Annotated in this window: 12 protein-coding genes; 6 read left to right on the top strand and 6 right to left on the bottom strand. The window is 71.3% G+C overall.

Annotated elements, in window-relative coordinates; translation table 11 throughout:
* Positions 1–368 precede the first annotated feature (368 nt).
* Complete coding sequence (locus ACXJKQ_RS22510) at positions 369–2,042, top strand: methyl-accepting chemotaxis protein (protein ID WP_457107921.1); 1,674 nt, start codon at positions 369–371, stop codon at positions 2,040–2,042.
* A 66-nt stretch (positions 2,043–2,108) separates the two neighbouring features.
* Here the strand turns inward: ACXJKQ_RS22510 and ACXJKQ_RS22505 are convergent, their stop codons facing one another.
* Positions 2,109–2,984, bottom strand: a complete 876-nt coding sequence (locus tag ACXJKQ_RS22505; protein WP_457107920.1) for an SDR family oxidoreductase — start codon at positions 2,982–2,984, stop codon at positions 2,109–2,111.
* A 476-nt stretch (positions 2,985–3,460) separates the two neighbouring features.
* Here ACXJKQ_RS22505 and ACXJKQ_RS22500 point away from each other — a divergent pair, with 476 nt between their 5' ends.
* Complete coding sequence (locus ACXJKQ_RS22500; protein ID WP_457107919.1) at positions 3,461–3,676, top strand: hypothetical protein; 216 nt, start codon at positions 3,461–3,463, stop codon at positions 3,674–3,676.
* A 130-nt stretch (positions 3,677–3,806) separates the two neighbouring features.
* On the opposite strand, the gene ACXJKQ_RS22495 is transcribed toward ACXJKQ_RS22500, so the two are convergent.
* Positions 3,807–4,613 (bottom strand): outer membrane protein, encoded by an 807-nt coding sequence (locus ACXJKQ_RS22495; RefSeq protein ID WP_457107918.1) that lies wholly within the window; start codon positions 4,611–4,613, stop codon positions 3,807–3,809.
* Between the two features lie 349 nt (positions 4,614–4,962).
* Positions 4,963–5,571, bottom strand: a complete 609-nt coding sequence (locus ACXJKQ_RS22490) for an urease accessory protein UreE (RefSeq protein ID WP_457107917.1) — start codon at positions 5,569–5,571, stop codon at positions 4,963–4,965.
* Between the two features lie 207 nt (positions 5,572–5,778).
* Between ACXJKQ_RS22490 and ACXJKQ_RS22485 the strand changes: the two genes are divergently transcribed.
* The 3 genes from ACXJKQ_RS22485 (at position 5,779) to ACXJKQ_RS22475 (ending at position 7,694) form a co-directional block, all read left to right on the top strand.
* Entirely contained in the window at positions 5,779–6,048 is a 270-nt protein-coding gene (locus ACXJKQ_RS22485; RefSeq protein ID WP_007560631.1) for a hypothetical protein, read from the top strand.
* A 153-nt stretch (positions 6,049–6,201) separates the two neighbouring features.
* On the top strand, positions 6,202–6,942 hold the full coding sequence (locus tag ACXJKQ_RS22480) for a TerB family tellurite resistance protein (RefSeq protein WP_457107916.1): 741 nt from the start codon (positions 6,202–6,204) through the stop codon (positions 6,940–6,942).
* Entirely contained in the window at positions 6,939–7,694 is a 756-nt protein-coding gene (locus ACXJKQ_RS22475; protein WP_457107915.1) for an N-acetylmuramoyl-L-alanine amidase, read from the top strand. The genes ACXJKQ_RS22480 and ACXJKQ_RS22475 overlap by 4 nt, the downstream gene beginning before the upstream one ends.
* 18 nt (positions 7,695–7,712) lie before the next feature.
* Here the strand turns inward: ACXJKQ_RS22475 and ACXJKQ_RS22470 are convergent, their stop codons facing one another.
* The 3 genes from ACXJKQ_RS22470 to ACXJKQ_RS22460 all read right to left on the bottom strand — a co-directional run bounded on the left by ACXJKQ_RS22470 (position 7,713) and on the right by ACXJKQ_RS22460 (position 11,063).
* The gene (locus ACXJKQ_RS22470) at positions 7,713–8,744 is read right to left on the bottom strand and encodes a TerC family protein (protein ID WP_457107914.1); all 1,032 of its coding nucleotides are present in this window, start codon (positions 8,742–8,744) and stop codon (positions 7,713–7,715) included.
* Positions 8,745–9,042: 298 nt separating this feature from the next.
* Positions 9,043–10,578: an MDR family MFS transporter gene (locus tag ACXJKQ_RS22465; protein WP_457107913.1), complete on the bottom strand. Its 1,536-nt coding sequence runs from the start codon at positions 10,576–10,578 to the stop codon at positions 9,043–9,045.
* A 308-nt stretch (positions 10,579–10,886) separates the two neighbouring features.
* Positions 10,887–11,063, bottom strand: coding sequence for a hypothetical protein (locus ACXJKQ_RS22460; protein ID WP_457107912.1), 177 nt, complete (start codon positions 11,061–11,063; stop codon positions 10,887–10,889).
* Positions 11,064–11,258: 195 nt separating this feature from the next.
* Between ACXJKQ_RS22460 and ACXJKQ_RS22455 the strand changes: the two genes are divergently transcribed.
* The coding region (locus ACXJKQ_RS22455) for a serine protease (protein WP_457107911.1) at positions 11,259–12,634 on the top strand (1,376 nt) is incomplete at its 3' end.

Below are 12,634 nucleotides of genomic sequence, written 5' to 3'. Positions count from 1 at the left end.
CGCATGACGCGCGCGGTTTCAAAGCACTTTCGCGTTCGTGTGACCCTTACATGAGGCTTTGGTTCGCGGGCGGAATTCGCGCGGCACGGTTAAGCCGCACGCTCTGATCGCTCCAGGATGCAGGGGCGAGCGGAAGGTCGGACGTGTTCGCAGGGCAACGTTTCCAGCCGGAGGATACGGAACGCCGGTGCCCCGGCGCAGGCACCCGGCCCTGGAAGCGCTCGGCGAAGCATGTCTCGCATGTCCGGATGGCATGGGAATGTTCTCCCGCGATGATAAAATATTTTTTCGAAGAATCTGAAGCATAAATCTGATTCTTTCCAATAAATAATTTTAGTGCAAATAATGTTATTTGGAGAATTGGCGAAATGACTATCGGTAAAAAGGTATTTCTGCTGATCGGAGGGATGCTCCTGGCATTTATAGAGATCGTGGGCGCGGAGATGTCCTTGATCGGCGACGGGATGATGGAGGGCCGCAAGGAGGCTGTCCGCGCCCAGGTGCAGTCGGCCCACAACATCGTGACGACCCTGGCCCAGCAGGCCGAGGCCGGCGCGTTCACGGTCGAAGAGGCGCGGCGGCGCGCCGGCGATGCCCTGCGGGCGATGCGCTACAACGGCGGCGACTATGTCTTCGTCTACAGCGCGACCCCGGGCGACATCGGCCGCAACGTCGTTCATCCCGATCCCAGGATCGAGGGCACCCGGTCCCGCGACGACGAGGCCATGAAGAAGACCTTCGTCTGGACGATGATCCAGCGCGCCCGGGCCGGCGGCGGCTTCACCGAGTACCGGTGGGCACGCCTCGGCGAGACCGAGCCCGCTCCGAAGGTCGCCTATTCCCTCGCCTACGAGCCGTGGCAGTGGGTCATCAGCTCCGCGCTGTACGTGGACGACATCGAGGCCCTGGGCCGGACGCGGATGCTCACCATCCTGCTCTGGCTGATCCCGCTCGCGATCGGGATCGGGGTTGTCGGCGTCCTGCTGGCGCGCAGCATCACCCGGCCCCTGAGCGCCTTCACGGCGGCCCAGCGCCGGCTCGCGGCCGGCGAGATGGATGTCGTGATCCCGGGGCGGGGGCGGCGCGACGAGATCGGCCAGATGGCCGAGGCCGCCGGCGTGTTCCGGGACAGCATGATCCAGGCCCAGACCCTGTCGGCCGGGCAGCGCGCCGAGCAGCAGCACCGACAGGAGCGCGCCCGCCGGATGGAGGAGGCGACCCGCGACTTCGACGACGGGGCAAGCCGGMTCCTGACCCGGGTCGACAGCGCGGCCGCAGGGATGCGCGAGGCCTGCCGGGCCATGTCGGACACCGCCGCGGTGGCGGCGCAGCAGGCCGGCTCGGCGGCCGGCGCCGCGCAGCAGGCGGCGGCCAACGTCCAGACCGTGGCGGCGGCCACCGAGGAACTGTCGGCCTCGATCGGGGAGATCGGCATCCAGGTCGCCAAGTCGGCCGAGATCGCCGGACAGGCGGTCACCGAGGCGGAGCGCACCGACCGGCAGATCCGCGGCCTGGCCGGGGCGGCGGAGAAGATCGGGGAGGTCGTGCGGATCATCTCGGCGATCGCCGAGCAGACGAACCTGCTGGCGCTCAACGCCACCATCGAGGCGGCGCGGGCCGGCGAGTCGGGGCGTGGCTTCGCGGTGGTGGCCGCCGAGGTGAAGAGCCTGGCCGGGCAGACCGCAAGGGCCACCGAGGAGATCACGGCGCAGATCGCGGCGATCCAGGGGGAGACGACCGAGGCGGTCGATGCCGTCCACGCGATCGGCAGGACGATCGACACGATGAACGCCATCGCCGGCGCGATCGCCGCGGCGGTGGAGCAGCAGCGGTTTGCCACGGGTCACATCTCGGAGAACATCGACGAGGCGTCCCGGGGAACCGATTCGGTGAGCCAGAACGTGGTCTCGGCCTCGGCGGCCGCGGAGGATACGCGCCGCACGGCCGGCGAGGTCGGCGCGGCGGCCGGCGACATCTGTGACAGCGCCGAGACCTTGCGGGGCGCGGTGACGCGCTTCCTCGCCGAGATGCGCGCCGCCTGAGCGCGGTCGGGGTGGCAGGGCCGGCGGGGGCGCGCATCTCGGTGCGCCCCCATCCGGCCGGATCGTTCAGAGGATCGGCATGGCCCCGGCCACCGTGACGAGCGCGCCGGATGTGTAGCTGCTCTCGTCCGAGGCCAGCATCACGTAGGCCGAGGCGAGTTCCGCGGGCTGGCCCGGGCGGCCGAACGGCACCTGGCTGCCGAAGGATTTCACCGCATCCTCGCGCATCCCCGCGGGGATGAACGGGGTCCAGATCGGCCCCGGCAGTACCCCGTTCACCCGGATGCCCTTCTCGGCGAGCAGCTGGGCGAGGCTCAGCACCATGTTGCTCAGCGCACCCTTCGTGGCGCTGTAGGCCATGAGCGACGGCATCGGGTGCTTGGAATTCACCGACGAGGTGAAGATCACCGAGGCGCCGGGCTTCAGATGGGCGAGGGCCGCCTTGGTCACGTAGAACGCGCCGAACACGTTGGTGCGGAAATGGTCCTCGAACACGGTGTCGTCGATCGCCGTGAGGTCCTGGTTCGGCTGCTGGAACGCGCCGTTGTTGACCAGCACGTCGAGGCGCCCGAACGTCTCCACCGTGCGGGCGACGATCTGGCGCCCGTAGGCGGCATCCTTGAGGTCGCCCGGCAGGAGCAGCGCGCGGCGTCCCGCCTTCTCGACCCACTGGCCGACCGCCTCCGCGTCGGCCTGCTCCTCCGGCAGGTAGGAGATGGCGACATCCGCACCCTCCCGGGCGAACGCGATGGCGACGGCGCGGCCGATCCCGCTGTCGCCGCCGGTGATCAGCGCCGCCAACCCCGTGAGCTTGCCCGAGCCCTTGTAGCTGGCCTCGCCGTGGTCGGGCTCCGGCTCCATGCGGCCGGTCTTCCCGGGAAAGCTCTGGGGCTGTGCCGGGAAGGGCGGACGGGGATACTTGTGCAGCGGGTCCGTGGTCACGCGACATCTCCGGTGGGGATGACGGTCCAACCGCGGGGCATCGGGGGTGTTCCGGCGCTCCGACGTCGCGCCCGGCCCGTCGAAATCCGGCCTGGATCGCCGACCCGGGCACGAACGGCCTTCCGGTCGAGATCAGCCGACACAGGTCAGCAACAGGCGTCCCCCATTCTGCGCCGGGGAGATCGCGCGATGATCGACATTCAGCCGGAGGATCGGGCCACCCGCGTGATCGATCGCGCCCTGCTCTGTGCGGCGATGCTCTCGCTCACCTTCGGGTTGGCCACGGGCCTCTGTGGCCTGCTGCCGTGAGCCGAACCGAAGGCCTCGCCCCGGGCCGCGGATCATGACCCGGCCGGGTCGTTCTCCCATGCGCCGGTCCGGACGTGATCACACCGCCCTGGCTTTGATCGGCGCGGGGCTCGCCGTGCTCGCCCTCGCGCTGCTGCTGGTCGGAATCCCATGAGCGGGCGTCGGCGATGCTGCTGAACCGCGCCGTGGTCGCGACGCTGATCCTCGCGGCCGTCGCGTTCCTGCTCTATCTGGCCGGTCTCGCGCGCGGAGCCCTGTCGCCCAACGAGCCCTACGCCACCAGCATCGGGCTGACCCTCGACCAATGCGTCGCCACGCAGGACGGTCTCGCACCAGAGGACGCCCGATCCTATTGCCGGCGGCCGGTGCCGAAGCGCCCCTGAACGTCCGGTTGCAGCGGGGCCTCCCTCCGGACGCAGAACGCCCCAGGCGCGAGTCCTGGGGCGACCTTCGACGGGGCGACCAGTCTGATCGGGCTGGGGATGCTCAGCCGAAGGATCGATGGGGTGCCGCTCAGTAGCTCCCGAACTTGTAGTTCAGGCCCAGGCGGCCGAGGACGCCCTCGTTCGGATAGCGGGACGCGAAGGCGTTGACGTTCCGGAATGTCGGCAGGACCGGGATCGTGCGGCTGCCGAGGTCGTAATACAGCGCCTCGCCCTTCACCGTCACCGCGTTGGCGTGCAGGACGTTCAGGAAGGAATCGGTGGGCAGGGCATACTCCACGCCGCCACCGACCGCGTAGCCGGTTTCGATGCGCGAACGGCTGCCGTAATAGTTCGGCACGTTGCCGGTCTGGAACAGGCTGGTGCGGTAAGTCTCGCCCGCATAGGCAAAACCGCCCGTCGCGTAGAACAGGGTGCGGTCCACCGCATAACCGACACGGCCGCGCACGGTCCCGAGGTAGTCGCTGGACTGCCGGAAGCTGTTGGTCCCGAGAACGATGCTCTTGTAGTTCTCGCGCCCGCGCAGGCCCGTATAGCCCAGATCGGCCTCGACGCCGACGACGAAGCCCGCGCCGGGCGTGAACTGATAATTGTAGCCGACCTGGCCGCCGCCTGTGAAACCGTCCCGTTGCAGGTGCGCGGGGGCCGAATAGTCAGCGAGGGGAAGTCCGCTTCTCGTCCGGATCACGCCCGCCGTGTTCACGTCGTCCTTGGTCGACCCGATATAGCCGGCGTTGATACCGAAATAGGCGCCCGTCCAGGTGAAGACCGGCAGCGCGATCGGTGCCGGCGGGAGCGCGCGGCGGGGTAGATCCGCGGCCGCGGCGGCAGTGCTCAGTGCGGCGAGGACAGCCGCGGACGTCACGATGTTCTTCATGTCGGTTGGTTCCGAGAATTCGATGGCGGAACCGAGGTATCCGGATCTGACGTTTCGGTCTGTGATCGCGATGCAACAGAAATTATCAAGCGTACTTGCGATTTATTCGAGTGTTTTTGATTGGAATATAATTTAATTGATCGTTATATTGCGATGAATTGAATGGTTTACGGCCGATAGGACGGAGTTATACATGTTCCATATTAAGTGATTACGTAGTTGTGCGGTGGTCGCGGGGCGGCGCCGTCCGGACTGACCCCGCCGGAAACGGGAGCGGCGCCCGATCGGTCGGCCCGCCGCTCGGAGGTCTGTCCGGAGGGAGGGCTTCGTGCGCCGGCTGGCGCCCTCTCTAATGATCGTGGCTGCAGCCGGCGCCGTGCACGTGACCATGATCGTGGTCATGATCGTGACCATGGCGATGCTCATGGCCGTGCGCGTGGTCGTGATGGCTGTGGTCGTGTCCGTGCCCATGGTCGTGGTGCGCGTGGTCGTGGTGATCATGGCTGTGATCGTGGCCGCAGGTGCTGTGATCGTGGGCGGCGCGCTCGGGCCGGAAGGCGCGGGAGACCGAGGTCGCGACGCAGCCCTGCCCGCGCACCAGCTCGGCTGCCGCGGGCGTCGCCGGGACGTAGAGCGTGTCCGCGGCGATCTCGGCGGGCACGTGGCTGCCGCCGAGCTGCCAAGCGAGGCGCAGCAGCCGGGCCGGGTTCTCGGCGCGCACCTCCAGGAGTGCCTCGGCGGCCGCCCGCACGGCGACGAGCCGGCCGTCGTCGAGGCGCAGGGCGTCGCCGTCCTCCAGGGCTGCGGCCTTCGTGAGCGCCACGTCGAAGCCGAGGCCGCCCTCGGCCACCAGGGATCCCGAGACGGCGTCCCGGGCCGCGCGGTCCAGGATCACCGTGTCGGCGACGCGGTCGGCGCGCACCGCCGCCCGGCGGACGATCGTGGTGGCTGTCGGCATGGGACCCTCGGATGTGGCGCCGCGGCACCCCGGCCGGAGCGCCGCCTGCCAGGTGGCATAGGGCGAGACGGGAACCCGGCGCAACTCCGGACGCGGCGGATGGAACCTTAGCCGTAGGGCCGACATTCCTTTCCTGCTAAGCTCGGCGCGATCCGCCACGTTCACGGCCACCGGCCGGACCGGATGCACAAGGGAGTTCTGGGGACCATGAAGAAGCTGACGGCAGCCGCCCTCGCCACCATCGCCGCCCTCTCGCTCGGCGCCTGCAACACCCCGGAGGATCGGGCGCTGGGCGGTGCGGGCCTGGGCGCGCTGACCGGTGCCGCGATCGGTGCGGCCGCCACAGGCCGTGCGGGGGGCGCCCTGGCGGGTGCCGCGATCGGCGGCGCCGGCGGCGCCATCGTGGGTGCCTCGACCGCGCCGCGCTGCCCCTACGGCACCTACCGCGACGCCTACGGCAACATCTACTGCCGCTGAGCAAAGCCGAGAGGGGCCGGGCACAGCCCGGCCCTTCCTCGCGGCGTGCGGAGCGGCTATTTCGTCGCTCGGCCGGGGCTCTCCCGGCGCCGGAATGACGCCGTCCCCGATGACCGCACCGAGCCGAGGATCCGCACCGGGACCGGGCCGCCCATGAATCAGGCGACCAGATCCCAGGGCGTGTGGGGCAAGCTCGGCGGCGCCGGCCTGGGCCTGGCGATCGGTGGTCCCCTCGGTGCCCTGATCGGCGGTGTCGCGGGCCATTTCCTGATGGACCGGGTCGGCGCGCCCTTCGCCCGGACGCCGCGCGACGTCGTGTTCACCACCGGGCTCGTGGCGCTCGCCGCCAAGATGGCCAAGTCCGACGGCGTCGTGCTGCCCTCCGAGGTCGAGGCCTTCGGCCGGGTGGTGCAGGTGGAGCCGGCGGCGCGCCCGGGCGTCGAGCGCCTGTTCGACCTCGCCAAGAAGACCACGAACGGTTTCGAGGCCTACGCGCGTCAGCTGGCGACCACCTTCGGCGACGAGCCGGCCCTGCTGGAGGACGTGCTCGACGGCCTGTTCCAGATCGCCGGCGCCGACGGGGCGCTCCACGAGGCCGAGGAGCGCTACCTGCGCGCGGTCTCGGGCATCTTCGGCTTCGACGAGGCCGCGTTCCAGCGCATCGCCGCCCGGCACGTTCGTCTGCCGGACGACCCCTACCGCGTCCTCGGGCTCGACCGGGAGGCGAACGACGCCGCCGTGAAGGCCCGCCACCGCGCGCTGGTGGCCGAGCACCATCCGGATCGCGCGCTCGCCCGCGGCCTCCCGACGGAGGCGGTGGCCATCGCCACGCGGCGGCTCGCCGCGATCAACGCCGCCTACGACCGGATCGCGCAGGAGCGCGGGCTGCGATGAGCCTCGATCCCGACAGCCCCCTCGCCCGCCGCGTCGCGCCCTCGCCGAACCACGGCGCCCGCCGCGCGGGGCCTGTCGACATGCTGATCCTCCATTACACCGGCATGGAGAGCGGGGCCGCCGCCCTGGCGCGCCTGCGCGACCCGCTGAGCGAGGTCTCGGCGCACTACCTCGTGTTCGAGGATGGCGGCATCGTCCAGTTGGTGCCGGAGACCCGCAGGTCCTGGCACGCCGGTGCCGGCGCCTGGAAGGGGGAGCGGGACGTCAATTCCCGTTCGATCGGGATCGAGATCGTCCATCCGGGTCATGCCGGCGGTCTGCCGCCCTACCCGGAGGCGCAGGTCGACGCGGTGATCGCACTCACCCGGGACATCCTCGGCCGCTGGCCGATCCCGCCGGAGCGGGTTCTCGCCCATTCCGACGTGGCCCCGGAGCGCAAGGAGGATCCCGGCGAGGTCTTCCCCTGGGACCGCCTCGCGGCGGCGGGACTCGGCCACCACGTGCCCCCCGCCCGCCTGCAGGACGGCCGCTTCTTCGCGCGGGGTGATGCGGGCCAGCCCGTCGAGGCGCTGCAGGCGATGTTCGCGCTGTATGGCTACGACCTGCCGGTGACCGGTTCGTTCGACGCGCGCACCCACGCGGTGGTCGCCGCGTTCCAGCGCCATTTCCGCCAGGCGCGGGTGGACGGCGTGGCCGACGCCTCGACCATCACCACCCTGCGCGACCTGATCGCGGCGCTGCCGGCGGCCTGACGGGCCGCCGGTTCCGCCTCAGGCGCGGTGGGCGCGCGCCTCGTGCGGGTGCGGGTCCGGCTCCGCCAGGGCGGGCGCGTCGGTCCGGGTCCGCCACAGGCTGTAGGCGACGCCCGCCGCCAGGAGCGTCAGGGTGACCACCAGCGACACCCACGGCTGGACCGTCACGAGGCCGAACGTGTCGGCCACCACGATCTTGGCGCCGATAAAGATCAGGATGAAGGCGAGCGCGGTCTTGAGATAGGCGAACCGGTCGACCATCGCGGCCAGCGCGAAGTAGAGGGCGCGCAGGCCCAGGATCGCGAAGATGTTGGAGGTGTAGACCACGAAGGTGTCGGTGGTGATCGCGAAGATCGCCGGCACGCTGTCGACCGCGAAGATCACGTCGGCGCCGTTGACCAGCACCAGGGCGAGCGCCAGTGGGGTGAAGTACAGCGCGGCCCGGCCGGTCTTCGGATCGGCCTTGCGCACCGCGAAGCGCTGGCCGTGCAACTCGGGGGTGACCCGGAAGGTCGTCTTGAACCAGCGCACGACGGCGCTGTTCTGGAAGTCGCCCTCCTCCTCGTCGCCCGACAGCAGGATCTTCAGGCCGGCATAGATCAGGAAGGCGGCGAACAGCGACAGGACCCAGTGCACCTCGTGCACCAGGGCCGCGCCGAGGCCGATCATCAGGCCCCGCAGCAGGACGGCCGCCAGGATGCCCCAGAGCAGGACCCGGTGCTGGGCGGCCCGGGGGATGCCCAGCGCCGTGAGGATCATGGCGATGACGAAGACGTTGTCCATCGACAGCGACTTCTCGACCACGAGGCCGGTGACGTATTCCTCGCCGGATTGAGGCCCGAGATACCACCAGATCCAGCCGCCGAAGGCGAGGCCGAGGGCGAGGTAGAAGCCGGTGAGCGCCAAGCTCTCCCGGACGCCGATCTCATGCTCCTTGTCGCGGTGGAGCAGACCGAGGTCGAAGGCGAGCAGGCAGGCGATCAGGAGGTGGAAGCCGAGCCACATCCACAATGGCTTGCCGAGCCATGCGATGGTGAGAACGTCCATCATGTGCGGGACCTGATGCTGATTCCGAATGGAAAGCATCGGCTCCGACATCACGGGCGCTGAGCAGCGCCCGCCAGAGGGGCCCGCAGCCGATGGGGCCGAGGTAAGCGGTGATCCGGGCGAATCAAGGGCAGGGCCGCGGCCGCCGGTATGCGGGCGACGTCTGCCTCGGCCCCCCGCAGGCCGGCGAAGCTGTTCCGCCGCGGTCGTGCCGACCCGCTGCTGGAAGGCGTGCCGGACGGCGTCGGCATCGCGGCCCGCGGCCGCTGCCGATCGCGCAGGATGGGGCGGGAGGCGCGCCTCAGGCCGGCTTGTCCGGCGCGCCCCCATCCATCTTCGGCGACGTGCGCTCCCCCAAGGATCGCTCCTCCATGAGTGCCAGGAACGTGAAGGCGGCGAGCAGCCCGAGGCAGGCCGCCAGGAACACGTACCGGAAGGTCAGGGCGAGGCGGGCCGGATCGGCGCCGCGGATCAGGCTCTCCACGTCGTGGCCCGCATCGCCCGCGGCGCCGCCGAGCACGATGGTGCCGAACGCCGCCACGATCAGGGCGCCCCCCAGGGACCGGAAGAAGTTCATCGACGCGGTGGCGATCCCGAGCTGGTGGCGCGCCACCGCGTTCTGGATCGCGATGGTGGAGAGGGGCAGGATCGTCCCGATTCCCATGGACAGCAGCGCGAACAGCACCTCCATGAGCCAGAACGGCAGCGCCCGTCCCGCCCAGGCGATGACGGCGCAGCAGATGAGGCTGACGCACATCATGGCGAGCGGCACGCGCTTGTAGTGCTGGAAGTACAGCATCGACCGGCCCGACAGGGTGGCGCCCGTGACGGTGCCGACCATCAGCGGCACCAGGGCCAGGCCGGATTCGCTGGCCGAGAGCCCGATCACGCCTTCCAGGAAGATCGGCACGTAGATGGTGAGCCCGATGAAGGTGCCCATGGCGAAGCAGGCGGCCAGCGTCGCGCTGTAGACCACTTGGTTCTTCAGCACCTCCGTGGGGATCAGCGGCTCGGCCGCCGTGGCGAGCCGCACCGCGAAGCCGATCCCGAGCACCGCCGCCGCGGCGAGGAGGCCGAGGACCGGCGCGGATCCCCAGGGGTAGCGCACGCCGCCCCAGCTCAGGGCCAGCAGCAGGGTGATCGAGGCCGCCACCATCAGCACCGCCCCGGGCCAGTCCAGCCGGTGCTGGCGGTCGTGGCGCGGCAGGCGCTTCAGGTTGGCGTTGGTGAGTGCGAAGGCCAGGACGCCGATCGGCAGGTTGATCCAGAAGATCAGCGACCAGTGCAGGTGCTGGGCGAAGAAGCCGCCGAGCAGCGGTCCCGCCACCGAGGCGGTCACGAACACGCCCGCGATCACCACCTGGTAGCGCGCCCGCTCCTTGGGCGACATGATGTCGGCGAGGATCGTCTGCGCGAGGGCGATAAGCCCGCCGCCGCCGACGCCCTGCAGGCCCCGGGCGAGCGCCAGCGCCACCATCGTGGGGGCGAGCGCGCAGGCGAGCGACCCGAGCACGAAGGTCACGATGGCGATCAGCAGCATGATCCGCCGGCCGTGGATGTCGCTGAGCTTGCCGTAGAGCGGGGTCACCGCCGTGGAGGCCAGCAGGTAGGCGGTGACGATCCAGGGCAGGTTGGCGGCGTCGCCGAGGTCGAGGCCGATGGTCGGCATGGCAGTGGCCACGATGGTCTGGTCGAGGGCCGCCAGCAGCATCGCGGTCATCAGGCCGAAGACGATCGCCCGGATCTCGCTGGCGCTGAGGCGGTTCTGCTGGGCCGGAGCGCCCGGCTGCGCCTGGGTCTCGATCCCGACTGGGAGGACGGCGACGGGGCTGGCCACGTGCGGGGACCTCCGTGGTTCGGACGCCGCCGCGATCCGCGCCGGGGCGCGGACTCGGGCGGCGTGAAGGGGGGCGATACCGGCGACCGCGCGCAGGGCGCCGATGGCGGCAGGTTCGGAGACGGGGGAGAACCGATGGTCCTGGGGGTTCGGTTCCAGCCCGGGCAGCGCGCGATGCGCAGGCGCCCCCTGCGCCCGGGAGAGGGGCGGCGCGGGATCGCGGCCCGGAACGCCCCCGCGGGTCAGCCTCCGTCGTGCAGATGGTCGAGAGCGGGACCGGCCGGAAGGCCGGATCCGGGGCGCGCGCCCTACCGGCGGCGCGTCTCGTCCTGCGGCAGGTGACGGCCGTAGGCCTCCTGCTTCTCCGCGCGCTCCTGAATCAGGTCGGCATAGGCCTGCCGCATCTCCGGGGAGACGCTGATGCTCTTGCCCTTGACGGGTTTGCGCTTGGGCGCCTTCTTGAAGGTGTTGTTCGTCTCGCTCATGCCGGGCTCCGCGTCGAACCATGACGGCATCGCGTGGCCGGACCTGCGATCCGGTGACCCGGCCGCCGCCCCGGGCCGGATCTTCGCCCTGTAGCGCATCGCCGCTCCGGACGCACGGTGCCGGTTGACCGGATTGAACTGGCCTGTCGCCGCGGCCTCTGCCAGGATCGGGGCGTCGGGGGTCGGAGGGCGGCGATGGATTCGGGTGACGCGTCGCGGTGCCGGCCTCCGGTCGCACCGGTCGGCCGTTCCCGGCGACCGGCTTTGCTGGCGATCCTGCTCGCCTTCGGCACAGGCCCCGGCCGCGCCCAGGAGCCGGACCCTGCCCAGGAGCGGCCGGTCCCGTCCCGGGCGGCACCGAGGCCGGCACCGGCCGATCCTGCCTTCGACGCCGCCAAGGGGGCCTTCGAGTCCCTGCCGGAGGCCGACCGCAAGGCGGTCCAGGACGCCCTGGTCTGGACCGGCGATTTCAACGCCGTGGTGTCGGGGGCGTTCGGGCGGCGGACCTTCGAGGCGCTCAAGGCCTACCGCGACCGCTCGGGCGGAGCCGATCCCCTCGATGCGCGCGGCCGGGCGGCTCTGCTGGCCGCCGGTGCGGCGGCCCGGACGGCGGCGCGCTTCCGGAGTGCCGTCGACCCTGGAACCGGCGCCGTGATGGGGGTGCCCGAGCGGCTGCTGACGAAGCGCACCGCCCTGCCCGCCGGTACCCGCTGGCAGAGCCCGGACGGGCGTGTGACCCTGGAATCCCGCGCCTTCCCGCCGGGCACCGAGACCCTGGACGCCCTGTTCGAGAAGGCCACCGCGCCGCTCCCCGGCCGCAAGGTCACCTACAAGCTCAGGCGGCCGGACACTCTGGTGGTCACCGCGGAGACCGGGCCGGGCCTGTCTTACATCCGCTACGCGTCCGGCCCGCAGGGCGTGCGCGGGTTCCTGCTCGGCTACGACCGCGCCCTGGCGCCGGAGGTCGACCGGCTCGTGATCGCCGTGGCGAACGCCTTCACGCCGTTCCCGGACCCCGCCGCGGCGCAGGCCGCGCCAGGGCCGTCCGGCCCGGCCGCCGCGCCGCCGCTCCGCGCCGCCGGCCCGCAAGTCCCTGTACCGCAAGCCTCCGTACCGCAAGTCCCATTACCGCGTGCCCCCGCCCAACCCGGGCCGGCCGCCCTCACGGCCGCATCCGCAGTGGGCGCCGGCCTCACGGTGGCGCCGGGCCGGGTGCTGACCGCCGCGGCCGTGATCGAGGGGTGTGCGAACCTCCGCGTCGGGTCGGCGCCGGCGCGGGTTCTCGCGACCGATCCGGCGGGCCTCGCGCTCCTCGACGGGCCTGGAGCCCCTGCCCCGCTCCGGCCGGCTACGCGGACCGAGCCGGTCGGTGCCGGGGACGGCCTGATCGCCCTCGCGCCGGGGCCGGACGGGATCCAGGCCGCCCCCGGCGAGGCGCGCGGGGACGATCTGCTCTCGGCCCTCCAGCCGGGCTCCGGTGGCGCGCCGGTGCTGGACCGGGCGGGCGCCCTCGTCGGGCTCGTCGCCCGCTATCCCGCGGCGCCGCGCCGGGTCGCCGGGGTGGTGCCGCC

It is taken from the genome of Methylobacterium sp. P5_C11 (assembly GCF_054049775.1).
The sequence above is the reverse complement of the archived record's forward strand: the minus strand, read 5'-3'. Positions and strand labels throughout refer to the sequence as shown.

Coding starts and splice junctions, on each gene's coding strand:
- ACXJKQ_RS22485 (WP_007560631.1), top strand. CDS start 5,779: ATGAAGAAGCTGACGGCAGCCGCCCTCGCCACCATCGCCGCCCTCTCG.
- ACXJKQ_RS22460 (WP_457107912.1), bottom strand. CDS start 11,063: ATGAGCGAGACGAACAACACCTTCAAGAAGGCGCCCAAGCGCAAACCC.
- ACXJKQ_RS22475 (WP_457107915.1), top strand. CDS start 6,939: ATGAGCCTCGATCCCGACAGCCCCCTCGCCCGCCGCGTCGCGCCCTCG.
- ACXJKQ_RS22500 (WP_457107919.1), top strand. CDS start 3,461: ATGCTGCTGAACCGCGCCGTGGTCGCGACGCTGATCCTCGCGGCCGTC.
- ACXJKQ_RS22470 (WP_457107914.1), bottom strand. CDS start 8,744: ATGATGGACGTTCTCACCATCGCATGGCTCGGCAAGCCATTGTGGATG.
- ACXJKQ_RS22490 (WP_457107917.1), bottom strand. CDS start 5,571: ATGCCGACAGCCACCACGATCGTCCGCCGGGCGGCGGTGCGCGCCGAC.
- ACXJKQ_RS22495 (WP_457107918.1), bottom strand. CDS start 4,613: ATGAAGAACATCGTGACGTCCGCGGCTGTCCTCGCCGCACTGAGCACT.
- ACXJKQ_RS22480 (WP_457107916.1), top strand. CDS start 6,202: ATGAATCAGGCGACCAGATCCCAGGGCGTGTGGGGCAAGCTCGGCGGC.